General features: G+C 65.1%; 20 protein-coding genes. 8 read left to right on the forward strand and 12 right to left on the reverse strand.

The window, feature by feature from the left end; translation table 11 throughout:
- Positions 1-128 precede the first annotated feature (128 nt).
- The 4 genes from carA (at position 129) to G6P88_RS01500 (ending at position 5,838) form a co-directional block, all read left to right on the forward strand.
- Positions 129-1,307 carry a glutamine-hydrolyzing carbamoyl-phosphate synthase small subunit gene (gene carA / locus G6P88_RS01485; RefSeq protein ID WP_165321505.1) on the forward strand — a complete coding sequence of 393 codons (1,179 nt, stop codon included), beginning with the start codon at positions 129-131 and terminating at the stop codon, positions 1,305-1,307.
- A complete protein-coding gene (gene carB, locus G6P88_RS01490) occupies positions 1,307-4,639 on the forward strand; it encodes a carbamoyl-phosphate synthase large subunit (protein WP_165321506.1) in 3,333 nt (1,110 codons plus the stop codon). The genes carA and carB overlap by 1 nt, the downstream gene beginning before the upstream one ends.
- Positions 4,640-4,721: 82 nt before the next feature.
- Positions 4,722-5,198 (forward strand): transcription elongation factor GreA, encoded by a 477-nt coding sequence (gene greA, locus G6P88_RS01495; protein WP_165321507.1) that lies wholly within the window; start codon positions 4,722-4,724, stop codon positions 5,196-5,198.
- Between the two features lie 13 nt (positions 5,199-5,211).
- A complete protein-coding gene (locus G6P88_RS01500; RefSeq protein ID WP_165321508.1) occupies positions 5,212-5,838 on the forward strand; it encodes a rhomboid family intramembrane serine protease in 627 nt (208 codons plus the stop codon).
- A 58-nt stretch (positions 5,839-5,896) separates the two neighbouring features.
- Here the strand turns inward: G6P88_RS01500 and G6P88_RS01505 are convergent, their stop codons facing one another.
- The 5 genes from G6P88_RS01505 to G6P88_RS20245 form a co-directional block, all read right to left on the reverse strand.
- Positions 5,897-6,112, reverse strand: coding sequence for a DUF4170 domain-containing protein (locus G6P88_RS01505; protein ID WP_165321509.1), 216 nt, complete (start codon positions 6,110-6,112; stop codon positions 5,897-5,899).
- 100 nt (positions 6,113-6,212) lie between these two features.
- Positions 6,213-6,809: an MlaC/ttg2D family ABC transporter substrate-binding protein gene (locus G6P88_RS01510; protein ID WP_165321510.1), complete on the reverse strand. Its 597-nt coding sequence runs from the start codon at positions 6,807-6,809 to the stop codon at positions 6,213-6,215.
- 121 nt (positions 6,810-6,930) lie between these two features.
- Positions 6,931-7,362, reverse strand: coding sequence for a hypothetical protein (locus G6P88_RS01515; RefSeq protein ID WP_165321511.1), 432 nt, complete (start codon positions 7,360-7,362; stop codon positions 6,931-6,933).
- On the reverse strand, positions 7,359-8,051 hold the full coding sequence (locus tag G6P88_RS01520; RefSeq protein ID WP_165321512.1) for a phage holin family protein: 693 nt from the start codon (positions 8,049-8,051) through the stop codon (positions 7,359-7,361). Before G6P88_RS01520 ends, G6P88_RS01515 begins: the two co-directional genes overlap by 4 nt.
- Positions 8,052-8,097: 46 nt before the next feature.
- Positions 8,098-8,754, reverse strand: coding sequence for a hypothetical protein (locus G6P88_RS20245; RefSeq protein ID WP_226946679.1), 657 nt, complete (start codon positions 8,752-8,754; stop codon positions 8,098-8,100).
- Between the two features lie 139 nt (positions 8,755-8,893).
- Between G6P88_RS20245 and eno the strand changes: the two genes are divergently transcribed.
- From eno to G6P88_RS01545, 4 genes are all read left to right on the forward strand, one after another.
- Entirely contained in the window at positions 8,894-10,177 is a 1,284-nt protein-coding gene (gene eno / locus G6P88_RS01530; RefSeq protein ID WP_165321513.1) for a phosphopyruvate hydratase, read from the forward strand.
- Positions 10,178-10,280: 103 nt separating this feature from the next.
- Positions 10,281-11,519: a sensor histidine kinase gene (locus tag G6P88_RS01535; RefSeq protein ID WP_165321514.1), complete on the forward strand. Its 1,239-nt coding sequence runs from the start codon at positions 10,281-10,283 to the stop codon at positions 11,517-11,519.
- A gap of 80 nt (positions 11,520-11,599) precedes the next feature.
- Positions 11,600-13,201 carry a bifunctional phosphoribosylaminoimidazolecarboxamide formyltransferase/IMP cyclohydrolase gene (purH, locus tag G6P88_RS01540; protein ID WP_165321515.1) on the forward strand — a complete coding sequence of 534 codons (1,602 nt, stop codon included), beginning with the start codon at positions 11,600-11,602 and terminating at the stop codon, positions 13,199-13,201.
- A gap of 96 nt (positions 13,202-13,297) precedes the next feature.
- Complete coding sequence (locus tag G6P88_RS01545; RefSeq protein ID WP_165321516.1) at positions 13,298-14,950, forward strand: MFS transporter; 1,653 nt, start codon at positions 13,298-13,300, stop codon at positions 14,948-14,950.
- Positions 14,951-14,968: 18 nt separating this feature from the next.
- Here the strand turns inward: G6P88_RS01545 and G6P88_RS01550 are convergent, their stop codons facing one another.
- From G6P88_RS01550 to G6P88_RS01580, 7 genes are all read right to left on the reverse strand, one after another.
- Positions 14,969-16,477 carry a lipopolysaccharide biosynthesis protein gene (locus tag G6P88_RS01550; protein WP_165321517.1) on the reverse strand — a complete coding sequence of 503 codons (1,509 nt, stop codon included), beginning with the start codon at positions 16,475-16,477 and terminating at the stop codon, positions 14,969-14,971.
- A complete protein-coding gene (polA, locus tag G6P88_RS01555; protein WP_165321518.1) occupies positions 16,474-19,260 on the reverse strand; it encodes a DNA polymerase I in 2,787 nt (928 codons plus the stop codon). Before polA ends, G6P88_RS01550 begins: the two co-directional genes overlap by 4 nt.
- Positions 19,261-19,316: 56 nt before the next feature.
- Complete coding sequence (locus tag G6P88_RS01560) at positions 19,317-20,708, reverse strand: efflux transporter outer membrane subunit (RefSeq protein ID WP_226946680.1); 1,392 nt, start codon at positions 20,706-20,708, stop codon at positions 19,317-19,319.
- Positions 20,705-21,811, reverse strand: a complete 1,107-nt coding sequence (locus G6P88_RS01565; RefSeq protein ID WP_165321519.1) for an HlyD family secretion protein — start codon at positions 21,809-21,811, stop codon at positions 20,705-20,707. The genes G6P88_RS01560 and G6P88_RS01565 overlap by 4 nt, the downstream gene beginning before the upstream one ends.
- A complete protein-coding gene (locus G6P88_RS01570) occupies positions 21,804-23,471 on the reverse strand; it encodes an MFS transporter (RefSeq protein WP_165321520.1) in 1,668 nt (555 codons plus the stop codon). Before G6P88_RS01570 ends, G6P88_RS01565 begins: the two co-directional genes overlap by 8 nt.
- A gap of 55 nt (positions 23,472-23,526) precedes the next feature.
- Entirely contained in the window at positions 23,527-25,308 is a 1,782-nt protein-coding gene (locus G6P88_RS01575; protein ID WP_165321521.1) for a cation:proton antiporter domain-containing protein, read from the reverse strand.
- A gap of 217 nt (positions 25,309-25,525) precedes the next feature.
- A complete protein-coding gene (locus G6P88_RS01580) occupies positions 25,526-26,746 on the reverse strand; it encodes an NADP-dependent isocitrate dehydrogenase (RefSeq protein WP_165321522.1) in 1,221 nt (406 codons plus the stop codon).
- Positions 26,747-26,762: the final 16 nt, after the last annotated feature.

The following is a 26,762-nucleotide window of genomic DNA, read 5'->3' on the forward strand; positions in this document are numbered from 1 at the left end:
CAAAGCTGGTTCTGGAAAGGAGGTCGCCTAGCACAGAGAAAGATGTTTTAATAGAATTGACCCTGTGATGTGGGCCCCCTAGGTACGCCGCCGTTTGCCTGCCGACCCCAGCCCAAAGGAGAGCCCTCGTGGCCCAGCCCGATCACGCGCGTCCGATACCCCCCGAGGGAGCCACGGGCGTCCTAGTCCTGGGCGATGGCACCGTCATATGGGGCAGGGGCTTCGGCGCCGAAGGCGATGCCGTTGGCGAAGTGTGCTTCAACACCGCGATGACCGGCTATCAGGAAGTGATGACCGACCCCTCCTATGCGGGCCAGATCATCACCTTCACCTTCCCCCATATCGGCAATGTCGGCACCAATGCCGAAGATGTCGAGGCGACCAACCCCCATGCGCTCGGCATGATCGTCCGTGAGGACGTGACCGAGCAGGCCAATTTCCGTGCGACGCAGGATCTCGACAGCTGGCTCAAGCAAAATGGCCGCATCGGAATCTCCGGGGTCGATACGCGCGCGCTGACGCGGCTGATCCGCGTCCAGGGCGCCCCCAACGGCGTCATCGCGCATGATGCCGCCGGCCGTTTCGACATCGACGCGCTGATCGCCAAGGCGCGCGCCTGGCCGGGCCTGGAGGGGATGGATCTCGCCAAGCAGGTGGCCACCACCCAGACCTACAAGTGGAATGACGGGCTCTGGGCGATCCATGAGGGCTATGCCGTCGATGCGGCGGCAGCCGACGCGCCGCATGTGGTCGCGATCGACTATGGCCTTAAGCGCAATATCCTGCGCAATCTGGTGGCCGCTGGTGCCCGCGTGACAGTGGTGCCCGCGACCGCGAGTTTCGAAGAGGTCATGTCGCATGAGCCGGACGGGGTCTTCCTGTCGAACGGGCCGGGCGATCCGGCGGCGACGGGCGAATATGCCGTCCCCGTGATCCGCAAGCTGCTTGAAGTCGGCAAGCCGCTGTTCGGCATCTGCCTCGGTCACCAGATGCTCGGCCTCGCGGTCGGCGCGCGGACCTACAAGATGCATCAGGGGCATCGCGGTGCGAACCACCCGGTCAGGCGCAAGGACGACGGGCGGGTCGAGATCACGTCGATGAACCACGGTTTCGCGGTGGACACGGACAGCCTTCCGGGCAATGTCGAGCCGACCCACTTTTCTCTGTTCGACGGCAGCCTCGCCGGTCTTCGCCTGACCGACAAGCCCGCCTTCAGCGTCCAATATCATCCCGAAGCAAGCCCCGGCCCGCAGGACAGCCATTATCTGTTCCAGCAGTTCGTCGGTCAGTTGAAGAAGAGCGCCTAATGCCCAAGCGTACCGACATAAAATCGATCCTGATCATCGGCGCCGGCCCGATCGTCATCGGCCAGGCCTGCGAGTTCGACTATTCGGGCACCCAGGCGTGCAAGGCCCTCCGCGAGGAAGGCTATCGCATCATCCTGGTCAACTCGAACCCGGCCACGATCATGACCGATCCGGACATGGCCGACGCGACCTATGTCGAGCCGATCACCCCCGAGATCGTCGCCAAGATCATCGAGAAGGAGCGCCCCGACGCGGTCCTGCCGACGATGGGCGGCCAGACCGCGCTCAACACCGCGCTGGCGCTGTTCAACGACGGCACGCTGGAGAAATATGGCTGCCAGATGATCGGTGCGGATGCCGAGGCGATCGACAAGGCCGAGGACCGGATGAAGTTCCGCCAGGCGATGGACAAGATCGGGCTGGAAAGCCCGCGCTCCGACGTCGCGCACACGCTGGAAGAGGCGCTGCGTATCCTGGATTTCGTCGGCCTGCCCACGATCATCCGCCCGAGCTTCACCATGGGCGGCACCGGCGGCGGCATTGCCTATAACAAGGACGAGTTCGTCAAGATCGTCACGGGCGGCCTCGACGCGTCTCCGACCACCGAAGTGCTGATCGAGGAATCGGTGCTCGGCTGGAAGGAATATGAGATGGAGGTCGTGCGGGATCGCAACGACAATGCCATCATCGTCTGCTCGATCGAGAATGTCGATCCGATGGGCGTCCACACCGGGGATTCGATCACGGTCGCACCGGCGCTGACGCTGACCGACAAGGAATATCAGATCATGCGCAACGCCTCGCTGGCGGTGCTGCGTGAGATCGGCGTCGAGACGGGCGGTTCGAACGTCCAGTTCGCGGTCAACCCGGCCGATGGCCGTCTGGTCGTGATCGAGATGAACCCGCGCGTCTCGCGCTCGTCGGCGCTCGCCTCCAAGGCGACCGGCTTCCCGATCGCCAAGGTCGCGGCGAAGCTTGCCGTCGGCTACACGCTCGACGAAATCATGAACGACATCACGGGTGCTACGCCCGCCTCGTTCGAACCGACGATCGACTATGTCGTGACGAAGATCCCGCGCTTCGCCTTCGAGAAGTTCAAGGGCGCAGAGCCGCTGCTGTCGACCGCGATGAAGTCTGTCGGCGAGACGATGGCGATCGGTCGCAACATCCATGAGTCGATGCAGAAGGCTCTCCGCGGCCTCGAGACCGGCCTGGCCGGTTTCAACGTGATCGATAATCTCAAGGGCGCGCCGAAGTCGGTGATCGCCGAAGAACTCGCCCGGCCGACCCCCGACCGTCTGCTGGTCGCGGCGCAGGCGCTGCGCGAAGGCTTCACCGTCGACGAGATCCATCGGATCGCCAAGTTCGAACCCTGGTTCCTCGAGCGCCTCGCCGAGATCGTCGCCGCCGAGGAAGAGGTCTGCCGCAACGGCCTTCCGCAGGACGCTGCCGGCATGCGTCGCCTCAAGGCGATGGGCTTTTCCGACAAGCGGCTCGCCTGGCTCGCGCTGCAGTCGGCCAATCTCGCCGGCATGGCGCGCGAGCAGGCACGCGGGTCGGGGATCGTGCACGACGTCGCCAAGGCACTGACTGGCGGTATCACCGAAAAGGAGGTCCGCGCGCACCGTCACAAGCTGGGCGTGCGCCCGGTCTACAAGCGGATCGATACCTGCGCGGCCGAGTTCGAGGCAAAGACGCCCTATATGTACTCGACCTACGAAGCGCCGAGCTTCGGCGAGCCGGAGTGCGAGAGCCAGCCGAGCGACCGCGAGAAGATCGTGATCCTCGGTGGTGGGCCCAATCGGATCGGGCAGGGGATCGAGTTCGACTATTGCTGCTGCCATGCCTGCTTCGCGCTGGAAGAGGCCGGCTATGAGACGATCATGGTCAACTGCAACCCGGAGACCGTCTCGACCGACTATGACACGTCGGACCGACTCTATTTCGAGCCGCTGACCGCCGAGGATGTGCTCGAGATCCTGCACGTAGAGCAGTCGCGGGGCACGCTGAAGGGCGTGATCGTGCAGTTTGGCGGCCAGACCCCGCTCAAGCTCGCGCAGGAACTGGAGGACGCGGGCATTCCGATCCTGGGAACCAGCCCCGACGCCATCGACCTCGCCGAGGACCGCGAGCGTTTCGCGGCGCTGATCGGCGACCTCGGTCTGCGCCAGCCGCGTAACGGAATCGCGCGCAGCCGGGAGGAGGCCCTGGTCGTCGCCGAGCGGGTCGGATATCCGGTGCTCATGCGGCCGTCCTACGTGCTGGGTGGGCGGGCGATGGAGATCGTCGAGGATCCTGCGCAGCTCGAACAATATATCACGACTGCGGTGCAAGTGTCTGGCGATTCACCAGTTCTCATCGATCAGTATCTGCGCGACGCGGTGGAGGTCGATGTCGATGCGATCTGCGACGGCGACGATGTGGTCGTGGCGGGCGTGCTTCAGCATATCGAGGAGGCAGGGGTCCATTCGGGCGACAGCGCCTGCACGTTGCCGCCCTATAACCTGCCGCAGGACATCATCGAGGAAATCCGCCGCCAGACCGACTTGCTCGCGCGGGCGCTGCATGTTCGTGGGCTGATGAACGTCCAATATGCGGTCAAGGACGGCGCGGTCTATCTGATCGAGGTCAATCCCCGCGCCAGCCGTACGGTTCCTTTCGTCGCGAAAGCGATCGGGCAGCCGATCGCAAAGATCGCGGCCCGGGTGATGGCGGGCGAGAAACTCGCCGCACTGCCCGCGATCGATCTCGACGTAGGCCATATCGCGGTGAAGGAGGCTGTTTTCCCCTTTGCCCGCTTCCCCGGTGTCGACCCTGTGCTTAGCCCGGAAATGAAGTCTACCGGCGAAGTTATGGGAATCGATAGCGATTTCGGAACGGCTTTTGCCAAGGCGCAGCTGGGGGCAGGGACCAAGCTGCCGCTCGGCGGGACGGCGTTCGTCTCGGTCAAGGATAGCGACAAGAAGCATATCCTGCCCGCGGTACGAAAGCTCGTCGACATGGGCTTCACCATCCTCGCCACCGGCGGGACCGCAAAGTTCCTCGCCGATCAGGGGCTGCCGATCGAAACCGTGTTGAAGATGCGCGAGGGGCGGCCGAACATCGTCGATCGTATCGTCGACCGCGACGTCGACCTGATCTTCAACACCACCGAGGGCTGGCAATCGCTGCTGGACTCGAAGGCGATCCGGACGTCGGCGCTTTACGGGCGTGTGCCCTATTTCACGACGGCAGCGGCAAGCGTCGCTGCAGCAGAGGCAATCGGCGCATTGCGGGAGCGCAAGCTTGAAGTGCGATCACTTCAATCCTATTATTCCGCTTCGCGCGCCTGATCCCTGCATCGGTGGAGTTCAGTGCGGGCGGCCCGGCCGGGGTCGTCCGGCCGCGGTATTTTTGCGAAGGATTTGAAGCACGATGGCGGGCGTTGATAAGTTGCCGATGCTGGCGGAAGGGCAGAAGATGCTCGAGGAAGAGCTCACTCGCCTGAAAGCCGAGCGGCCACTCATCATCGATGCGATCGAAGAGGCGCGCGCCCATGGCGACCTCTCCGAAAATGCGGAATATCATGCCGCCAAGGAACGCCAGGGCCAGATCGAGGCGTCCATCGCCGACATCGAGGACCGGTTGAGCCGTGCCCAGGTCATCGACCCGACCCAGCTTTCGGGAGACAAGATCGTTTTCGGCGCGACGGTGACGTTGCTCGACGACGACGAGAAGCCGGTCCGCTATCAGATCGTCGGCCAGACCGAGGCCGATGCCAAGACCGGCAAGATCTCCTATAATTCGCCGCTCGGCCGGGCTCTCATCGGCAAGCGCGTCGATGACGAGGTCGAGGTGACAGTGCCTTCGGGCGATCGCTTCTACCTCGTCTCGAAGATCGAGTTCATCTGATCGCGCGCTCGCTGTGACGGTGCCGTCCGCGCGGGCCACCAACGGTATCGCGCTTCTGACCGTTGCGGCCTTCCTCGTGACCTCGTTACTGGGCAACGGCGTCGCGGTGGATCTGGTCGGCGGCTTCGTCCCGGCCCGCTTCTCCGGCGCCGAGTTGCCCGGAGCCCTGCCGGCATGGGTCACCCCGCTGACGGCTACGCTTCTTCATGGCGGGCTGCTGCATCTGGGCTTCAACATGCTGATGCTGCTGTTCTGCGGACGCATGGTCGAAGCGGTGGTCGGGCCTGTGGGCCTCGTTCTGCTCTATATCCTCGGCGCCTATGCAGCAGCGCTGGGGCAATATCTCCTTGATCCGGGCAGCACGGGTCCGATGATCGGTGCGAGCGGCGCCATCTCAGCACTGTTCGGGGCTTATGCGCTGCTGTTCGGTCGTCCGAAGATATTGCTGGCGCATCCGCGTATCGCTGCGCTGGTCAATACGCTGTGGCTCGCCGCTGCCTGGGTCGGAGTCCAGTTCCTGATGGGGTTCGCCTTCATCGATATGGGCATGGCCATCGCGGTGGGCGCCCATGTTGGCGGGTTCCTCGCCGGTCTCGCCGTGGTCGGGCTTATGACCAAGCATCGCCCATCCGCGACCTGAACAAAAAAAGGCGGGCTCTCGCGAGCCCGCCCTTGTTCATCCCATGGTGGCGTGTCCGTCACTCGAGGCCGGGTTCGAGCAGCTTGTGGAGGTGGACCACCACATATTTCATCTCGGCATCGTCGACCGTCCGCTGTGCGGCGCCGCGCCAGGCCTTTTCGGCGGACTTATAGTCCTCGAAGAAACCCACCACGTCGATCTTGCCGAGATCCTCGAACTCGAGCGTCTGGGGGTCTTTGACCCGCCCGCCGAAAACCAGATGGATCTTGCTCATCGAATATCTCCGTTGATCGTCAAACAGACGAAGCCTGGCTCCTGCTCCTGTCGAAGAACGGCGATGTTTTGAAGCATGATCCTCGCGCGTTGCATTTTTCTTAGCTTCGGGACTTCATCATCGCAATCAGCCCGTCGATTCCCTTGCGCTGGATGATGGCGTCGAAATCCTGTCCCTGCGTCACGGCGAGATTGATGTTCGCCACCGTCAGGTTGGTAACCTTGAAGGCCGGACCGACCTTCGCCACAGACCAGACTGCGCTGATCGGCGCCGCGCCGGGCTTCTGGACCTGCGTCACGACGTTGAAACCACTACCCGCGGGCGCGGTGCGAATCACCTTCATCGACGCATTGGCATAGTCGTACAGATTGTCCGAATAGGTCCCGATGATGAAGGTCGGGATTGCGGCCTTGTAGGCAGCCTTCTGCTCGGGCGTGATCTGGTTGTTCCAGCGTCGGATAAGCCGCTCGCCGATCGCATCGATGGCGAAGTGCTGGGACAGAAGTTCGCGGAACTTGGTCCGGACAACCGCCTTGTTGCCGGTCTTCAGCACGGCAAAGGCCTCGGTGCCAAGAGACGAGATGAACGTCCCGGCGTCCTGATTGGCCACGACGGCGGCCTGTGCAGGCATGATGGGCGCTGCGACGGCAATCGCACCAAGGAGGGTTGCTGCCAGCGGCAGCGCGAACGTCTTCATATCAATCATCTCCATAGGCGTCTTCGCCAGTGACACGCGGTGTAGCGGACCGGCGATGAACGCGGTTTGAACCGTTACGGTGGCGCAGGCATCGGCCTGGGCCGCCTGAGGGTAAGAGGCGTTATTTGCGAACCGCGTCGACGGCGGCCGAGCCGGCGGTCTCGGCCACTTCGGCGATCGATCCGATCAATCGCCCGACCTGCTTGCCCGCGGCATCGGAGCTGATACCCAGCTCGCTCAGTTTTTCCTGACCTGCGTCGCGGGCGGCGGCGACCGCCTCCCGGGCGCGGTCGGCGATCGTCTCGCCGATCGTCCCCAGCAACTGCTCTTCCTGACGCGTGCGCGGCAGCATGGCGCCAAGGACGGCACCGACGGCCAGACCGCCCACCAGCGCAGCGACGGGAAAGGCGTCGACCTGATCGGCGGCGCGGTGGCCGGCCTGGCGCGCGACTTCGCTCGTCCGGCGCAGCTGATCCTCGGCAAAGGCGCGGGCCTCGGCGGCGCGCCCGCGAAGCTTCGACCCGGCTTCGCCCGATGTCTTCTCGTTCGTCATGGCTTGGTCTCCTCTGTCCGGCCGGTGCCGGACGCTTTCCTGCTCGATGTCTTGAAACTCCCCGCGCCCGCACGAGTTGCGCCGGACAACCGGACATAGGCCCGATAGAGCGACGGTCCCGCCAGCATCAGCACCAGCCCGACCAATGCGGCGCCCGAACGGACGGGCCGGCGGCGCACGGCATCCATCGCAGCGTTGCTGGCGCGCTGTGCCTGATCGACCACGATGTCGGCCAGGTCAGCGATCAGCATCTGAGGGTGCAGCCGCGCCTGGGCTTCGCCGACCGTCGCTACCAGCTGGTTCCTCGCCGCATGCGCCTTTTGCCGAACCTTCTCGAACAGCTCGTCGATCGGACTGGCCTTGGTCGTTGCCTCGACCAGTTCGTCATCGTCGGGGTCTTCGACGACCAGCATCAGCTTGCGGACGCCTGCCCGGATAGCGAGCAGCGCGATGCCGATCCCCAGCGCTACAGATATCGCTGCTCCTCCCAGTCGGCCGACCCAGGGGGTCAGAACGAAGGACAGGGTGACGAGCGCGGTGACCGCAGCCGCTTGGCCCATGATCGCGCCGACCAGCAGCAGAGCAGCACCTGTGCGGGCTCTCCCTAGGCGACGATAGAAATCGGTGCGCGCCAGGGCGAGCTCCGCCTTGACCATGGCGCGCCCGTCCTCGACGACGCGCGCAAGCACCGCGCCGACCGGCTCCCTCTCTTGTCCCTGCCCCTGCGTCAACGGATCAGACTGCTGGCGGCGTATCGTCGTCGGTCGCCGTCGTAGGCGTCACGGGCTCGACTGCCGTGGTGGCCGCAGCAGTCTCCGTCTCGGACGTCGGCTTCTTGGCAGCCGCGCGACGCGGCGTTGCGGTCTTGGCTGCGCCCGTTGCGGTTGCAGACTTGGTCGCGCTCGATTTGCGCACCGGCTTGGCCGCTTCGGTCGGCGCCGTCGACGGCTCCGTGCCGGTCGCGTCGTTCTGGGCGCGGGGCGTCAGGCCCGACTTGACCACACGGGCCAGAACGAAGCCGACGGCGGCCGCTGCGGCGATCGCGATGGCCGGCGACGACCGCACGATGTTACGCGCATCGTCGATCAGCTCATCCGCATCCTTGTCGCGCAGGTTGGACGCCAGTCCCTCGACCGCGTCCGCAGCCTGGCGGATATAGCCGCCATATTGTTCGCCCAGGCGTTCGCTGACCTGTTCGGCGGCATCGCCGACCAGACTTGCGACATTGTCGAGCGCCTCGACCGCGCGATCCTTGCCCTGCAGCGTATAATCCTTGACCTTCGAGCCCGCCTGTTCGGAGAAGCTCGCGGCGGTGTCCGCAAACGCCTTGCGGGCGCTTTCGAACGCAGTGCCGTTTCCGGTTTCGTCGGTCGCCATGTCGATCGTCTCCATCAAAACATATGGCCTAAGAACCAGATGGGACGGATTGCGTTCCTTTACCAGTCCCGAAACGACTTCATATTTGCCTAACGGGGGCGGCGCGGATAGAGCGCGCGCATCATAACGTCCATCAACAGAGGTACGCGCCAGCATGACCGCCATCGTCGACGTCCACGCCCGCCAGATCATCGACAGCCGGGGCAATCCCACGGTCGAGGTCGACGTCACCCTCGAGGATGGCAGCTTCGGCCGCGCAGCGGTTCCCTCGGGCGCTTCGACGGGTGCCTATGAGGCTGTCGAGAAGCGCGATGGCGACAAGTCGCGCTGGCTGGGCAAGGGCGTCGAGACTGCAGTCGAAGCGGTCAACGGCGAGATCGCGGACGCCATTCTCGGCATGGAAGCCGAGGATCAGGGCGAAGTCGACGCACGGATGATCGAGCTGGACGGCACCGCGAACAAGGGGCGCCTGGGGGCCAACGCCATCCTGGGCGCGAGCCTGGCGGTCGCCCGGGCCGCAGCCGATGCGCGCTCGCTGCCGCTCTATCGCTATGTCGGCGGCGTTTCGGCACAGGTGCTGCCGGTGCCGATGATGAACATCATCAATGGCGGCGCCCATGCCGACAATCCCATCGACTTCCAGGAATTCATGATCATGCCGGTCGGCGCGGACAGCCTGATCGAGGCGGTGCGCTGCGGCTCGGAGATCTTCCACACGCTGAAAAAGGCGCTGCACGACAAGGGCCTCGCGACTGCGGTCGGCGACGAGGGCGGTTTTGCGCCGAACCTTGCCTCGGCGCCCGACGCACTCGACTTCATCATGCAGTCGATCGAGAAGGCCGGCTACAAGCCCGGCGAGGATGTCGTGCTCGCGCTCGACTGCGCCGCGACCGAGTTTTTCAAGAACGGCGTTTACGACTTCCATGGCGAGGGCGTGAAGCGGTCGCCCGAGGAGATGGCCGACTATCTCGCCGATCTCGTCGCCCGCTATCCGATCGTCTCGATCGAGGACGGCATGGGCGAGGATGACTTCGCGGGATGGAAGATCCTGACCGACAAGATCGGCAATCGCTGCCAGCTGGTCGGCGACGATCTGTTCGTGACCAACCCGAAGCGCCTGGCGCAGGGCATCAAGGATGGCCTCGCCAATTCGCTGCTGGTCAAGGTCAACCAGATCGGCACCCTGTCCGAAACGCTCGAGGCGGTCAGCCTCGCCCAGCGCGCCGGCTATACCGCCGTGATGTCGCACCGGTCGGGTGAGACCGAGGATTCGACGATCGCCGACTTGGCGGTTGCCACCAATTGCGGACAGATCAAGACCGGCAGCCTCGCGCGCTCGGACCGGTTGGCGAAGTACAACCAGCTGATCCGGATCGAGGAAGAGCTGGGCCCGGTGGCGGTCTATGCGGGCCGTTCGGCGATCAAGTCGCTCGGCTGAACGAACGCCGGCCACTACGGGCCATCACGTAGTTGTTGAGACGCCTTTCGGCTATAGCCTCGCCCGACCATTCCAAGAGAATGAATGGGCGAGGCTGGGCTAGATGGACATCGGACGCTTTCGCGGTCTGATAGCGATACAGGAGGCGATCGCACGCGAGGGCGGAAGTCTGTCTGCTGTTCTCGATGCGATCGTCTGCGAACTGTCGGTGATGCCGGTGGCAAACGGGGCGGTGATCGAACTGCTTGATGGCGACCAGCTCGTCTATGCGGCGGCAAGCGGGGCATCGGCCCATCTGGTCGGAATGCGGCTCTCGCTCAATTCGAGCCTTTCCGGCCTCAGCGTGCTGACAGGACAGCCGCAGCGCTGCGACGATTCCGAGACCGACCCGCGGGTGAACCGCCAAGCCTGTCGAAAAGTAGGTTTGCGGTCGATGATCGTCGTACCCATTCCCCATCGCGGAAGCATGGCCGGTACGCTGAAATATCATGCGCCGACGGTGGCGGCCTTCACCGAGGAAGACATGCTCGTCGCGCATCTTCTGGTCGGGCCGATCGCCGTCGGATTCAGCCGGATTGCGGAAGAAGACGCCAATCGTGCCCGCAAGGAGCTCCAGGACATCGTCAGTCTCAAGCAGCAGTTCGTTTCGACGGTCAGCCATGAACTGCGCACGCCGCTCACCTCGATCTCCGGAGCACTGGGCCTGCTCGCCAATGGGACGGCGGGGGAATTGCCCGACACGGCGTCGTCGCTGGTCGACGTCGCCGCGCGGAACGCGGGACGGCTGAAGCGTCTGGTCGACGATCTGCTCGATCTCGATCGCATGGATTCGGGCCAGCTCGAATATTGTTATGCGGATGCGGATGTCGGACTTCTGCTCCGTGACGTGGTGGCGCAGAACCTGCCTTATGCCTCTCAGGCGGAGGTGAAGCTGGGTCTGGATCTGCCGGCGGCGCCGGTCATGACCCGGACCGACCCGGACAGGCTGTTCCAGGCGGTCACCAACCTGGTCTCGAACGCCGCGAAATTCTCGCCCTCGGGGGAGGTCGTACGTGTGTCGCTGCGTGCGACCGATCGATCGGTCCTGATCCGGGTCAGCGACAACGGGCCCGGTATTCCCGAAGATTTCCGCGCGCGCCTTTTCGACCGGTTCGCCCAGTCTCCCCACACGCGCGGCCTGACGCGGCAGCCGGGGACAGGCCTGGGGCTTTCCATCGCCAAGGCGATCGTGACCCAGCTGGGCGGATCATTGCGGCTCGATGAGAGCCAGACCAGAGGGGCCGCTTTCGAGATCGAACTCCCCCTCGTTCCGTGCGCTGTCGGGGGCAGGGAGACGGTCTGAGCGCGGCCGGGGTGGCAATTGTCCGAGCGATCGCTTAACGGGGCCGCGATTCCCGATCACCGCAGCAGGACAGACCTCTCATGAAGACTCCCACGACGCCGGCCCCGGACCAGGTGAAGATCAGCCGCGCGCTGCTTTCGGTGTCCGACAAGAGCGGTCTGGTCGAACTCGGCCAGGCGCTGGCGGCATGGGGCGTGGAGCTCGTCTCGACCGGCGGCACCGCCAAGGCGCTGCGCGACGCGGGCCTCGAGGTCAAGGACGTGTCGGACATCACCGGCTTTCCGGAGATGATGGACGGCCGCGTCAAGACCCTGCACCCGATGGTCCATGGCGGGCTGCTGAGCGTTCGCGACGATCCAGAGCATGCCCGCGCCATGAGCGATCACGGCATCGGCGGCATCGATCTCGTCGTCGTCAATCTCTATCCTTTCGCCCAGACTGTCGCCAAGGGCGCCGGGCGCGACGAGATCATCGAGAATATCGACATCGGCGGTCCGTCGATGGTCCGCTCGGCTGCCAAGAACCATGCCTATGTCACGATCGCCACCGATCCGGCCGACTATGCCGAGATAATCGCGACCGGCGGTGTCACCAGCTTCGCGATGCGCAAGCGCTTCGCCGCCAAGGCGTTCGCGGCGACGGCGGCCTATGACGGAATGATCTCTTCCTGGTTCGCGGAAGTCGATCAGGGCGAGACGCTGCCCGCGACGATGTCCATCCCCGTTCGCCTGGCGGAGACGCTGCGCTATGGCGAGAACCCGCATCAGCAGGCGGCGCTCTATCTGCCCTTCGGCGGCGGCGCGCGCGGGATCGCGCAGGCGACCCAGATCCAGGGCAAGGAACTCAGCTACAACAATTACAACGATGCCGATGCGGCGCTGGAGCTGGTCAGCGAGTTCCGCGACGGCCCGCCGACCGTGGTGATCGTGAAGCATGCCAACCCCTGCGGCGTTGCCAGCGCCGATACGCTGATCGAGGCCTATGAAGCCGCGCTCGCCTGCGACAGCGTGTCGGCATTCGGCGGGATCATCGCGGTCAACCGTCCGCTCGACGGCAAGACCGCCGAGGCGATCAGCGGCATCTTCACGGAGGTCGTCGCGGCGCCCGATGCCGATGACGACGCCAAGGCGGTCTTCGCAAAGAAGAAGAACCTGCGTCTGCTGCTGACCGGCGAACTGCCCGATCCCGCGCGCGCCGGTTTGACCGTCAAGAGCATCGCCGGTGGCATGCTGGTCCAGTCGCGCGACAACGGTCGGATCACGCGCGATCAGCTGAAGGTCGTCACCAAGCGAGCTCCGACCGAGCAAGAGCTTACGGACTGCCTGTTCGCGTGGACCGTCGCGAAGCATGTGAAGTCGAACGCGATCGTCTATGCCAAGGGCGGCTCGACCGCTGGTGTCGGTGCCGGCCAGATGAACCGACTCGAATCCGCGCGGATCGCGGCGTGGAAGGCCAAGGATGCGGCCGAGAAGGCTGGTTGGTCGGCACCCCGTACCATCGGGTCGGCGGTCGCATCGGATGCGTTCTTCCCCTTCGCTGACGGATTGCTCGCCGCAGTTGAAGCCGGTGCTACGGCGGTCATCCAGCCGGGCGGCTCGATCCGCGACGCGGAGGTGATCGCGGCCGCCGACGAGGCGGGGCTCGCCATGGTCTTCACCGGGATGCGCCATTTCCGCCACTGACGCTTTGCCGATGGCATCGGTGATCGCGCCCTAAGCGGTTGACCCCTTGCGGTTCCCTGCCTTTAAGGGGGACGGGACAAGGGGAGGACGGACAGGATGGCGGATGCGGCAACGCGGCAAGGCGGGACGTTCGCACCGCTGCGTCATGTCCTGTTTCGCCGCGTCTGGACGTCCAGCGTCCTGTCCAACTTCGGTCAGCTCATTCAGAATGTCGGCGCGGCCTGGGCGATGACCAGACTGACCGGGCGGGCCGACATGGTTGCCCTGGTGCAGACGGCGACGTTCGCGCCGATCGTTCTGCTGTCTCTTCCGGCCGGAGCGATCGCCGACAGCTATGACCGGCGCAAGGTCGCGCTGGCAGCGCTGGGCATCATGCTGGGCGGCGCTGCGGGGCTGACGCTGGTTACCCTGTTCGACATGCTGACGCCCGCCCTGCTGCTGCTGTTCTGCACCATGGTGGGAACGGGCATGGCCCTGTTCACCCCCGCCTGGCAGGCGTCGGTCGGCGAACAGGTTCCGAAGGAAATCCTGCCCCAGGCGATCGCGCTCAATTCGATCAGCTACAACGTCGCGCGCAGCTTCGGTCCCGCCGTGGGCGGGCTGCTGGTGGCGGTTGCGGGGGTCGTGTCGGCCTTCCTGCTCAACGCGATCGCCTATCTGCCGATGCTCGCGACGATGTATTTCTGGCGCCGCAAGCCGGAAAAGCACCGGCTCCCGCCCGAGGCTCTCGGGCGTGCGATCATCTCGGGCATAAGATTCATCATGCATTCCCCGCCGATCCGGACGATCTGGCTGCGTATCCTGATCGCCGGCATGGTCGGGTCCGCCCCCATGGCGCTCATGCCGCTGGTCGCACGCGATCTGCTTGGCGGTGGCGCTGCCCTGTTCGGAATATTGCTCGGCTTTTATGGCATGGGAGCCATTCTGGGCGCGGTGTTGATCGGCCCGATCCGCGAGCGCCTGAGCAACGAAGGGATGATGGCGGTCGCCATGACGGTGATCGGCTCCTCGATGGTTGGCATCGCGCTGAGTGGTTGGGCCGTACTCACCTGCGCGTTGCTCGTCATCGTTGGAGCTTGCTGGATGATCGTGATGGCCCTCGGTACGATCGGGATCCAGCTATCCTCGCCGCGCTGGGTTACCGGACGGGCACTGGCCGGCTTTACCACCGCAGCTTGTGCGGGCGTGGCATTCGGCAGCATCGGTTGGGGCCATGTCGCCGAAGGCCATGGAACGGCGGTGGCAATGGCTGCGTCGGGAATCGGCTTGTTCTTCGTTATTCCGCTGGGCCTGATCTTCCGGATGCCGGAGGTGGAAGTGCAGGGCGAGCATGGCCTGCAACTGGGCGATCCGGACGTCGCGCTGGACATTACCGGGCGTAGCGGGCCGATCAGCCTGACGATCGAATATCGGGTCGACCCTGCCAACGCCCGCGACTTTCACAACGCCATGCTGGCAATGGAGCCGATCCGCCATCGTACCGGAGGCTATGCATGGTCTCTCGCGCGCGACATCGGCGATCCGGAGCTCTGGATCGAGCGCTATCATACGCCGACCTGGAACGATTATCTACGACAGCGCGAACGGCTGACGGCCGCAGACATGGCTGCCTGGGAGCACGCGCTTGCCTTCCACATCGGCGAAAAGCCGCAGGTCAGGCGGCGGCTCGAACGGCCCTTCGGGTCGGTCCGGTGGAGCGACGACGTCCCCGACCACGGGCTGCGTGTCGCCATTCCCCAGCCGAATTGATCCGCCCGCGAGGCGGCGTCAGGCCTCGCGGAAGCGGAACAGCATTCGGTCCTCGCTGGTGAACCCAAACCGCCAGATGACCAGCCCGAAGGCGAGCAGGATCGCCGGAATGCCGAAGGCGAGCTCGGCCCATTCGGGCAGGCGGGTGAACAGATAGCCCACGGCGCCCGCGACCAGCGAAGCCCAGATCAGCGGCCAGCGCCAGCCCGACACCGGCGCATTCAGAAGCCGTGCGAGCAGCTTGGCCTTGGCGATCGAGGCGATGCCGAGGGCGAGGGCGAGGGCGATGGCCGGTGCCGCCGCCTGCCAGACCGGCGGCAGGGCGAACTCGTCGCGCAGGAGCAGTACGAGCGCGAAGCTCAGCAGGATCTGAACCACGATCATGCCCATCGAAATCCAGAGGTTGAGATGACGGGCCACGTAGATGAGTGCCGCCTCGGACACGGCCGCCGTCGCGGCGACGACCTCGGCGAGCAGGAGGAATGAGAGCGCTACCGTGCCGGCGACGAAATGCGGTCCGACAAGACCCATCACGCCTTCGCCCGGTATGCCCAGCGCCAGGCCGACCGCCGCCTGTGCGGCGATGATCCAGAAGCCCACTTGCGCGACCTGCTTCGCCACCGCCTCGCGGTTGCCGGCTCCGAGGTTGCGGGTGATCACCGGGCCCAGGATCGGGTCGAAGCTGGTCTTCAGCTTCTGCGGGAGCGACGCGACCTGCTGCGCGACATAATAGATGCCGACGATCGCGGGCGAGAAGAACAGGCCGAGGATGGCGATGTCGAGGCGGCGCGATCCCCATTCGATGGCGTCGGCGGCGGCCAGCGGCACGTTGCGCTTCGCCAGCGTGAACAGCGAACTGGGGCGAGGGCGCCAGCCATGGGGCCAGCCGAAACTCTTGAGCAGCGGCCAGATCGAGGCGACGAGTGCGGCCACCATCGATACGACATAGGCGATGATCAGCCCGTCGCGCAGCGAGTAGAATGCAAGGCCGATCGCCGCGATACTGATCGTCCAGGGTTCGATGACCGAGCGCGCTCGGACCGTTGCGGCGATATCGAGCCTGTAGGCGAGCGCCGCCAGCGAGATGTCGGACCAGGCGAGTGCGAAGATGGTCAGCGGCAGCAGCCATTCCAGCCCGTTGATGTCGCTGTTCGGGAACATCAGCTGGGGGAGGGCGCCCAGCACGGTCGCGGCCACGGCCGAAGCGATCGCGCCGACCAGCAGGGCGTCCCAGACGACATGGACATGCGGCCGATCGGTCGCGGAAAGCTGCGCCGCCAGCCCGCGTTTCAGACCCAGCGTGGCGAGGGTCGCCACGAACTCGACGATGATGATCGCATAGGCGAAGCGGCCGAGCGCCTCGGCACCATACCAGCGTCCGGCGATGAAGAGGAAGGGCAGGCGTGCCGCAAGCCTGAGCAGAAAGCCGAAGAAGTTGGTCCGGCCACCCTTGGCGAGGGCCTTGATGTCCTCGCCTTCCTTCAGGGTGTCGGGCCCTGCTGCGGCGAGATCGGGCGTCAGGCTCAATGTGCGGCGCCCCAGCTCGTCCCGGTGCCGATCTCGACGCCCAGGGGAACGGACAGCTCGACGAGCGGCTCGGCCGCGTTCGCCATCACCTCGCGGATAACCGCGCTCGCCGGCTCGACCTGCTCGGGCGAGAGCTCGAACACCAGTTCGTCGTGCACCTGGAGGAGCATGCGGACATCGGCCAGGCCGGCGGCAGCGAGGGCGGGGTTCATGCGAACCATGGCGCGCTTGATGATATCGGCCGAGGTGCCCTGGATCGGCGCGTTGATCGCCTGGCGCTCGGCCGACTGGCGTTCGCCCTGCTTGGCGCTGCGGATACCGGGCAGGTGGGTCTTGCGGCCGAACAGCGTGCTGACGAAGCCCTGCTCGCGCACCTGCGACAGGGTCGAGGCGATATAGTGATTGATGCCGGGGAAGCGCGCGAAATAGCGGTCGATCATCCCCTGGGCCTCGTCGCGCGACACTTCGAGCCGCCCGGCCAGCCCCCAGGATGAGATGCCGTAGAGGATCGAGAAGTTGATCGTCTTGGCGCGCGCGCGGGTGTCGCGCGTGACCTCACCGAACACCTCCTGCGCGGTCAGCGAGTGGATGTCGTCGCCGCGGGCGAAAGCGTCCTTCAGCGCGGGCACGTCTGCCATATGGGCAGCCAGGCGCAGTTCGATCTGCGAATAGTCGGCCGACAGGATGACCTTGCCGGGTTCTGCCACGAAGGCATCGCGGATCCGCCGGCCGATCTCGGTGCGGATCGGGATATTCTGCAGATTGGGGTCGGTCGACGAAAGCCGTCCGGTCTGTGCGACCGCCATCGAGAAACAGGTGTGGACGCGCCCCGTCGCGGGGTTGATCTGCTCCTGCAGGGCGTCGGTATAGGTCGATTTCAACTTGGTCAGCTGCCGCCATTCGAGGACGAGCCGCGCGATTTTCGCGCCTTCGCCGGCAAGGCGTTCCAGTTCTGAGGCGTCGGTCGAATAGACCCCCGTCTTGCCCTTGCGCCCGCCCTTGAAGCCCAGCCGGTCGAACAGGACCTCGCCAAGCTGCTTGGGGCTGCCGACGGTGAAGGGGCCCCCCGCCTCGGCATGGATCTGCGTCTCGAGCTGGGCGCTCTGCCCCGCGAACTCGGCCGACAGCCGTGCAAGCTCCTCGCGGTCGACGCGGATGCCGGCACGCTCCATGCCGGTCAGGACCGGGACGAGGGGGCGATCGACCAGCTCGTATACGCGCGTCGCGCTTTCCGGGGCGAGGCGCGGCTTGAGCCGTTGCCACAGCCGCAGCGTGACGTCGGCGTCCTCGGCGGCATATTCGGTCGCGCGGTCGAGTGTCACCTTGTCGAAGCTCATCTGGCTCTTGCCGGTACCGCAGACGCTCTTGAACTCGATACAGCCATGATCGAAGTGGCGCCGGGCAAGCTCGTCCATCCCATGCCCACCGAGGCCAGCGTCCAGATCATAGGAGAGCAGCATCGTGTCGTCATAGGGCGCAACCTCGATCCCGTGGCGGGCCAGCACGACCATGTCATATTTGATGTTCTGCCCGATCTTCAGCACGTCTGGTGCGGCAAGCAGCGGCCTGAGACGCTCGATCGCGATGTCCATCGGGATCTGCGCAGGCCGCTCGGACAGCAGGCCATCGCCGACATGGGCGAGCGGGATATAGCAGGCCCGGCCCGGCGCTGTCGCAAGGCTGACGCCGACGAGCAAGGCCCTGACCGGGTCGATCGAGTCGGTTTCGGTGTCCACCGCGACCCGACCGGCGGCGTGCGCCTCGGCGATCCAGCGGTCGAGCGCCTCGACCGTTACGACCGTTTCATAATCCTTGTGGTTGAACGGTACCTGCTCGACCAGCTGTACGGGCTTCTCCTGCGTGCCCGGCGCCAGCGCCAGCATGGTCGGACCGCCGCCCGGCAGTGTCGCGGGGCCGTCACCCTGGATCTTGGCGAGCAGCGACTTGAAGCCCATGTCCTCCAGGAAGGCGCGGAGCGGCTCGGGCGGAAGGCCCTTCAATGCCAGATCGTCGAGCGGCTCGGGCAGCGGCGAGTCGCATTTCAGACGGACAAGCTCGCGTGACAATCGCGCATTGTCCGCATGATCGATCAGCGATTGTTTGAGCTTGGGCTTGGTGATCTGATCGGTTCCGGCGAGCACCGCCTCCAGGCTGCCGAACTGCTGGATCAGCTGGCTGGCGGTTTTCGGACCGATGCCGGGGACGCCGGGGACATTGTCGACGCTGTCGCCCATCAGGGCCAGCACATCGCCGAGCGCTTCGGGTTCGACCCCGAATTTCTCGACCACATGCTCACGGCCCAGCCGCCGGTTGTTCATCGTGTCGAGCAGGTCGAGGCCCGGCCGGATGAGCTGCATCAGATCCTTGTCGGACGACACGATCGTGACCTGCCAGCCCTGTGCCAGCGCGGCTTCGGCATAGCAGGCGATGATGTCGTCGGCCTCGAGCCCGAGTTCCTCGATGCACGGGACCGAAAAGGCCCGGACGGCGTCCCGGATCAGTGGGAATTGCGGAACCAGGTCCTCCGGCGGCGGCGGGCGGTGCGCCTTGTACTGGTCGTACATCTCGTTGCGGAAGGTCTTCGAAGAGGCATCGAGGATCACCGCGAGATGGGTCGGTCCTTCGGCCTGATGCAGCTCGTTGATGAGCTTCCACAACATCGTGGTGAAGCCATAGACCGCGCCTGCCGGAACACCATGGCGGTTGGTGAGCGGCGGCAGGCGATGATAGGCGCGGAAAATATAGCCCGAGCCGTCGACCAGATAGAGATGATTGGATGACATGGGGCGGGGGATAGCAGGGGATTGTCCGCCGCGAAACCGCGATCCTCGTCGCGCTGCTAGCGCGTGCTGCCCATCTCGGCGGAGCCGCTCCATCCCCCGCCCAGCGCCTGGTAGAGCTGGATGCGCGCGGTGATGGCGTCGGCATGGATTTGCGTCAGGTTGAGTTCGGCCGCGAGCAATTGGCGCTGCGCGTCGAGCTGCTCGAGATAGGGCGAATAGCCTTCTCGGTAACGGTTGGTTGCAAGCTTCACCCCGCCGGCTAGGGCATCGCGCTGGTCGGTCGCCAGTGCCTGCTGCTCGTCGAGGCGCTTGACGGCGGCAAGCGCATCTTCGACCTCGCGAAACGCCGTCAGAACCGACTTTCGATAGGCGAAGGCGGCCTGGTCGCGTCGCCCGGCGGCGGCATCGGTCTGGGCTGCCAGCCGTCCGCCCTGGAAGATCGGCGCCAATATGCTGCCGCCGATGCTCCAGATCGCAATGGGATCGGAGAGCAGGCTGGAAATCGCGGCTCCACCGCTTGCGGCGAGCCTGAACTGCGGCAGGAACTGCTTGCGTGCCGCCGATAGCGATCGATCGCTGGCGGCCAGTTGATATTCGGCCTGCGCCACGTCGGGACGTCGGCGCACGATATCCGAGGGGAGCCCTGCCCCGATCGGCGGTTCGGCCAAAGTCTGCAAGCCGGCACCGCGCCGTACCGCCTGCGGCAATTTTCCGGTCAACAGGCTCAGCGCGTTTTCCGCGCGGCTGATGGCGAGCCTGACCTGTGGGATGATCGCGGCGGTCGCATCATATTCAGCCTGCGCCTGTTGCAGTTCGAGCCGGGGCGAATAGCCGTTGCCCACGCGGGAGCGGGCGATGTGCAGGGATTCCGCCCGTGCGGCGAGCGTCCGTTCCGCGATGCCCAGCCGCGCGTCCAGTCCGAGCAGGGCGACATAGGTCGATGCCGTGGTGGCCGCCACGCTCAGGCGCACGGCATCGCGGGCGGCTGTGCTGGCGAGATAGGTGTCGCGTGCTGCCCCGCGCTGGTCGGCGAGGCGACCGAACAGGTCGAGTTCATAAGCGACCTGCACCTGTGGTTGCGCTGCATTCTGCACTTCCGGCGTACCGAAGGCGCTGACACTGCGCGACCGGCCGCCGGTCACGGATGCGTCGATCGTCGGCAGCAGCGTTGCATTGATCCCCCGCAGAGCTGCCCGTGCCTCCCGGACTCGACCCATGGCTATGCCGATGTCGGGGTTGGCGGCGAGTGCCGCTTCGACGATGCGGCTCAGTTCCGGATCGCCGAAACTGTTCCACCAGACGGGATCGCCGACAGCGCCGATGTCCGCCGATGTGCGCCAGTCCGACGGCAATGCGAGCGGCGGGACTGCTACGGGCTGCGCGTCGCGGGCGGCGCAGGCCGACAACAAAGCCGGTAGCGCCAGGGCGGCGAGACACTTCATCGTCATTGCCCGCCCCGCGTATCGATCTTCGCCTCGACCGACATGCCCGGGCGGAGCTTGTCGGCGAGGGGCTGGCCGGCGTCGATCCGGATCCGCACCGCGATCCGCTGCGCCACCTTCACGAAGTTACCCGTGGCATTGTCGGGCTTGAGGACCGCGAATTCGGATCCGGCGGCCGGTGACAGATTTTCGACGCGGCCGCGCAATTCGGCGCCGCCAAGTGCATCGACCTTGAAGGTTGCCACCTGTCCCACCCGCATCCGGCGGGTCTGGGCTTCCTTATAATTCGCCACAATCCAGATATCGCGCGGGACCAGGAACAGCAGCTGCGTTCCCGCCGTCACGAAGCCCCCGTTGCGTACCCCGATCTCGGACAGTTGCCCGGCGACCGGTGCGCGGATGACGGTGTTCTCCAGATCGATCCGCGCGAGCCGCAACTGTGCCTCGGCGCCCTCGACCGCCGCGCGGAGCCCGGAGCGGCCGACCTGTACCGTGCGAACATCCTGCGTTCCGATCGCACGGGCGGCCTGGGCCTGGCGGACATTGGCCTCCGCCGCGCGCAGCACCGCGCGGGCCTGATCGCGCTCGCGTTCGGAAATCGATCCGTCCGCAACCAGCGCATCGGCGCGGTGCATGTCGGCCTGCGCGCGTGCCAGTTGCGCCTGGGCATTGGCGATCCCGGCATCCTGGCTCTGCGTGGCGGCTTCCTTCGCCCGCTCGGTCTGCGCCGAATTGGCCAGCGACGCCTGCTGTGCGGCGAGATTGGCCTCGGCCTGGGCGACCTTCGCACGATAGATGCGATCGTCGATCGTGACGAGGACCTGGCCTGCCTTCACCTGCGCGAAGTCCTGCACGGCTACGTTGGTCACATAGCCGCTGACCTGCGGGCTGATGATGGTAACCCTGCCGCGTACATAGGCATTGTCGGTGCGCTCGGATCGCCCGGCGAAGGGCGGCAATTGCCAGGCGTAGAGGATGGCGAGGACGGCGACGAGGGCCACTGCCGCGATGGCGAGCACCACCGGCCGACCGCGCTCCGGTGGGAGCCAGCCCGCAGGCGCAGCCGATTCGGGGGTGTTGGCGGGAGCGGAGGATGTCTGGTCAGTCATTGCGGGCGTTCCCGGCCGCGGCGCGGCGTTGTAGTTCGATCAGGGGCGAGGGTTCGCCGCGGCGCTTGATGCCGAGGCGGATGAGGTAGCTCCAGACGACGGCGCCCGCGGCCAATATGCCGACGAGCAGGAAGACGTCATTGAAGGCCAGGATATTGGCTTCGCGGCTTACGGCGCGAGCGAGCAGCGCTGCGCCCTCCGCCGAGCGCAGGGCAGGGTCCCCGACGACGCCGGAGATGGCGGCGCTTCCCGCCTTGATGCGCGCGACGACTTGCGGGTCGCTCGCCACCAGCGCCTGGACCAGTTCGTGCGAATGATATTTCTCGCGGACGACCTGGAAGGTGCCGAGGAAGGCCGATCCGATCAGTCCGCCCATGCTCTGGCTGATGCTGAACAGCACGATGAAGCTGATGAAGTTGCGCGTTCCGGCCAGCAGGGTTCGGGCGATGCCGATCACCATCGCCTGCGCCATGAACAGAAGCGAGGCGAAACCGATAAGAGCCTGGCTCAGATAGAAGCTCGACGGGCGGGTGAGATTGGTGGCGTCGGAGTCCATCAGCGCGCCGACCATGATGAGGATCACGGCTATGGTGATCGGTCGCGATATGTTGTCGGGACGGATGGTCAGGACGGCCGTCGCCATGCCTGCGATCGACGCGACGACGATGATCAGATTGAGCATGACCATCTGGTCGTTGATCATGCCAAGGACGTTGAGCAGCCCGACCGAACCGAAGGCCTGTTCGGACAATAGGATCCGGACGGACGCGGCGACCGCCATCAGGCGCATGATTTCCCGCGTGCCGAGCCAGCGGGTGTTGATGAGGGGATTGGCGCGCCGGTGTTCGACGACCAGCGCGGCCGCGATCAGCGCGGTGCTCGCGGCCAGCGCGATGCCGATCCAGGGCCGCTCCAGCCACCATTGGACGCGCCCCTGGGTGAGAACCGCTATGAGGAGCCAAAGCCCAGGTGCGAGCAGGAAGAAGGTGAGGAAGTCGAGTTTCTCGAACGCCTTGGTTCTTTCGCTCGGGGGCAGGGGCAGTGCCAGCACGGCCGCGAGCGTCGCAAGGGCCAGGCCGAGCTCGAACCAGTAGAGCATGTGCCAGTCGCCCGTGGTCAACAGGCTTGGCGAGAGCATGCGGGCGAGCGGCGTCGCCAATTGCGGAATGCTGATACCGAGCATGATTCCCGCCAGCCGCTTCGGCGCGGGCATCGCCTGGCTGAGATAGAGGACGGTCAGCGTCGATAGACCGCTGGCGGCGATGCCGCTTGCCGCCCGGACTGCGACCGACGTCCAGAAGTCATGGACGAACAGATGCGCGAAGGTGGTCAGTGCATAGGCCGCCAGCATATAGCGGATGAAGGGCTGGATTCCGAATTGCTGGCGGTATTTGACCAGCAGCAGATTGCCGGTGACATTGGTCATGAAATAGGCGGCGGTCAGCCAGGCGGCCTCGTCGCTGTTCAGCCCCAGCGTCCCTTGTGCAAAGCCGAGATTGACGGTGACGAGGGCGTTGCCCAGGCCACCGGTGATGCCGACCAGACATCCGATCGCGAAATAGAGACGGCGTCTCGGCGTCGGATGGTCCGGATTGGCGGGCGAGCCGGGCAATGTCGGCCGTTCGTGCGGCTTGAAGATATATGCGGGTCTGTCCGCCATCCGATGTTCCAGTTCGAGCGCGTTCAGAACCGGCGAAACTGGTTTCGGTTCCGTTTCAGATCTTGTCGGTCTTCACGTCGCGCAGTCGTCTGGTCGAAATCCGCGGTTCGTGGCTGAGCTGCCCCATTTCCATGATCTTGGCTCGCAGTTCAGCGCGCTTCTCGTGGATCGAGGCGATGACCGGCCCCATGGCGATGCCGAGGTCGACCAGTACGGCTTCGGACAGTTGCAGTGACGATTCGAGGGTCTCGGGTACCGCATCGGTGGCGCCAGCGCGGTACAGCTCGGCCGCGTGATTGGGATCGCGGGCGCGGGCGACGATCGTCAGGTCCGGGTGAAGCCGCCGCACCTGCCGCGTGATGCGCACGACCTGCACCGGATCGTCCATCGTCAGGATGAGCGCGGTGGCGTGGGACAGGTCGAGATGTTCGACCATACCGGGCCGGGCGATGTCGCCGAACATGACCGAATAGCCGCGCTTGCGCGCGTGGTGGACGGTGTCGATGTCGGCGTCGATCGCCAGATAGGGTTTGGAATGGGTGCTCAGCATCTGCGCGACGAGCCGCCCGACCCGGCCGAACCCCGCAATGATCGCACGGCCCCCGGGCTCCTCGCTGACATCCACGACATCCTGGTCGCGCTCATCGACCCGCCGCGCGAGATCATGGCCAACCCTGGCGAGGATGGGCGTAATGGTCAGTCCGATCGCCGTCACCATTTGCCAGAAGGCTGCCGTGTCTGGGGCGATGAGCCGCGCCTGGGCCGCTGTCGCGAGAACGATCAGCGTGGTTTCCGAAGGCGAGGACATCAGCAGGCCGGTTTCGGCCGCGACGGCGCGCTTGGCGCCCCAGAAGCGCAGCAGCCCAGCCGTGATCACGGCTTTTACCAGGACCACGGCGATCACCGCGAAGGCCAGCTTGTCCCAATTGTCGAGGATCATCACCGGATCGACCGACATGCCGACGGTGATCAGGAACACGCCCAGCGCCAGCCCCTTAAACGGCGCGGTCACGAGTTCGACCTCGGCATGATAGTCGGTTTCGGCGATCAGCAGGCCGGCAATCAAGGCTCCGACGATCGGCGACAGCCCTACTGCGGTCGTCGCTATGCTCGACAGAATGACCACCAGCAGGCTGGCGGACAGGAACAGTTCGGGATTCTTGGCCCGCGCCGCCTGAGCGAAGAGGCGCGGAAGAAGAAGTCTGCCTCCGATCAACATGGCAGCGACCACGGCGATGCCCAGCATCAGGGTCCGGGCCAGCCCGTTCCAGCCTTCGGTATCTCCATAAGGCGCCATCACGCCCAGGGCGAATACGATGGGAACCAACGCGAGGTCTTCCAGGAGAAGGATGCCGAAGGCGCGCTGTCCCACCGCGCCTGTCGTTCCCACCATTGGCAGCACCAGCGCGGTTGAGGACAGGGCCAGCGCCAGGCCCAGTCCGAGCGAACCGGCCGCGCTCTGGCCTGAGATCCAGAGCGACAGACCCAATATCGTCGCGGCGAGCAGCAGTTTGGAGGTGCCCAGACCGAATACGGTCCGGCGCAAACCCCAAAGCCTGCGAAAACTGAGTTCCAGGCCGATCGAGAAGAGCAGCAGAACAATTCCGAACTCCGCGAAGGGCTCGATCGACCGCGGGTTGGTGATGGTCACATGGTAAAGCCACGGAAATCTATCCGTCAGCATCCCCAGTCCATGGGGGCCTGCGAGCATGCCGACCAGAATGAAGCCGATGACCGGCGTAATCCTGAACCGGGCGAACAGAGGAATCACGATCCCGGCGGTTCCGAGAATGACAAGCGAATCACTGAAGGCTTCGGAATGGATCGGTAGCGCCATGCGGAGATCATTACGGATCACCCCCCGATTGACTACCCTTGGCTTAAAAAAGCTTTTGCATCCCGAGCCTTGATTGCACGCAGTTGAGAGATTGCAACAGGTTGGAGAGGCCGGCGACCGCCGTGCACCACGTTCCGCGAACGATCGCTTCAAAAGAAAGAGGGCGCCGTTCCGCTGGAACGACGCCCTCTGCCTGTTTACGGTCTTTCAGGAGGGATCAGGCCCAGTTGGCCATCTCTGCCTCGAGGTTGACGCGGATCTGTTCGAAGAACTGCTCGGTCGTCATCCAGGGCTGGTCGGGACCGATCAGGATCGCGAGATCCTTGGTCATGCCGCCCTTCTCGACGGTTTCGATGCAGACGCGCTCGAGCGTTTCGGCGAACTTGACCACGTCCGGCGTGTCGTCGAACTTGCCGCGGAACTGCAGGCCCTGCGTCCAGGCGAAGATCGAGGCGATCGGGTTGGTCGAGGTCGCCTTGCCCTGCTCGTGCATGCGATAGTGGCGCGTGACGGTGCCATGGGCGGCCTCGGCCTCGATCGTCTTGCCATCGGGCGACATCAGGACCGAGGTCATGAGGCCGAGCGAACCGAAGCCCTGCGCCACGGTATCCGACTGGACGTCGCCGTCATAATTCTTGCAGGCCCAGACGAACTTGCCGTTCCACTTGAGCGCCGAGGCGACCATGTCGTCGATCAGGCGGTGCTCGTAGACGATACCGGCAGCCTTGAACGCATCGGCGAACTCCGCGTCGAAAACCTCCTGGAACAGATCCTTGAAGCGACCATCATAGGCCTTCAGGATGGTGTTCTTGGTCGACAGGTACAGCGGCCACTTGCGATCGAGCGCATAGTTCATGCTGGCGCGGGCGAAGTCGCGGATCGAGTCATCGAGATTGTACATGCCCATCGCCACACCGGCCGACGGATATTGGAAGACCTCATGCTCGATGGTCTCGCCATTGTCGCCTTCCCAGACCATCCGCAGCTTGCCGGGGCCGGGGACGAGGAAGTCGGTGGCGCGATACTGATCGCCGAACGCGTGGCGGCCGACCACGATGGGGTCGGTCCAGCCCGGGACGAGCCGGGGGACGTTCTTGATGACGATCGGCTCACGGAAGACGACACCGCCGAGGATGTTCCGGATCGTGCCGTTGGGCGACTTCCACATCTTCTTCAGGCTGAACTCTTCGACGCGCGCTTCGTCGGGGGTGATCGTGGCGCACTTCACGCCTACGCCATATTGCTGGATCGCCTTGGCGCTGTCGATCGTGATCTGATCGTTGGTCTCGTCACGCTTCTGGATCGACAGGTCGAAATATTTGAGGTCGATGTCGAGATAAGGGAGGATCAGGCGTTCGCGAATCCACTGCCAGATAATCCGCGTCATCTCGTCGCCGTCGAGTTCGACGACCGGGGTTTTCACCTTGATCTTCGCCATGCTTCTTCATCTCCGG

Origin of the sequence: Rhizorhabdus phycosphaerae, assembly GCF_011044255.1 — a bacterium.
Classification (GTDB): domain Bacteria; phylum Pseudomonadota; class Alphaproteobacteria; order Sphingomonadales; family Sphingomonadaceae; genus Rhizorhabdus; species Rhizorhabdus phycosphaerae.

Excerpts from the sequence above, each read along its gene's own strand:
- G6P88_RS01560 (WP_226946680.1), bottom strand. The coding sequence starts at position 20,708 with ATGACGATGAAGTGTCTCGCCGCCCTGGCGCTACCGGCTTTGTTGTCG.
- G6P88_RS01565 (WP_165321519.1), bottom strand. The coding sequence starts at position 21,811 with ATGACTGACCAGACATCCTCCGCTCCCGCCAACACCCCCGAATCGGCT.
- G6P88_RS01570 (WP_165321520.1), bottom strand. The coding sequence starts at position 23,471 with ATGGCGGACAGACCCGCATATATCTTCAAGCCGCACGAACGGCCGACA.
- polA (WP_165321518.1), bottom strand. The coding sequence starts at position 19,260 with ATGTCATCCAATCATCTCTATCTGGTCGACGGCTCGGGCTATATTTTC.
- G6P88_RS01505 (WP_165321509.1), bottom strand. The coding sequence starts at position 6,112 with ATGAGCAAGATCCATCTGGTTTTCGGCGGGCGGGTCAAAGACCCCCAG.
- G6P88_RS01535 (WP_165321514.1), top strand. The coding sequence starts at position 10,281 with ATGGACATCGGACGCTTTCGCGGTCTGATAGCGATACAGGAGGCGATC.
- G6P88_RS20245 (WP_226946679.1), bottom strand. The coding sequence starts at position 8,754 with ATGGAGACGATCGACATGGCGACCGACGAAACCGGAAACGGCACTGCG.
- G6P88_RS01545 (WP_165321516.1), top strand. The coding sequence starts at position 13,298 with ATGGCGGATGCGGCAACGCGGCAAGGCGGGACGTTCGCACCGCTGCGT.
- G6P88_RS01580 (WP_165321522.1), bottom strand. The coding sequence starts at position 26,746 with ATGGCGAAGATCAAGGTGAAAACCCCGGTCGTCGAACTCGACGGCGAC.
- carB (WP_165321506.1), top strand. The coding sequence starts at position 1,307 with ATGCCCAAGCGTACCGACATAAAATCGATCCTGATCATCGGCGCCGGC.
- G6P88_RS01510 (WP_165321510.1), bottom strand. The coding sequence starts at position 6,809 with ATGAAGACGTTCGCGCTGCCGCTGGCAGCAACCCTCCTTGGTGCGATT.
- purH (WP_165321515.1), top strand. The coding sequence starts at position 11,600 with ATGAAGACTCCCACGACGCCGGCCCCGGACCAGGTGAAGATCAGCCGC.
- G6P88_RS01515 (WP_165321511.1), bottom strand. The coding sequence starts at position 7,362 with ATGACGAACGAGAAGACATCGGGCGAAGCCGGGTCGAAGCTTCGCGGG.
- greA (WP_165321507.1), top strand. The coding sequence starts at position 4,722 with ATGGCGGGCGTTGATAAGTTGCCGATGCTGGCGGAAGGGCAGAAGATG.
- G6P88_RS01575 (WP_165321521.1), bottom strand. The coding sequence starts at position 25,308 with ATGGCGCTACCGATCCATTCCGAAGCCTTCAGTGATTCGCTTGTCATT.
- eno (WP_165321513.1), top strand. The coding sequence starts at position 8,894 with ATGACCGCCATCGTCGACGTCCACGCCCGCCAGATCATCGACAGCCGG.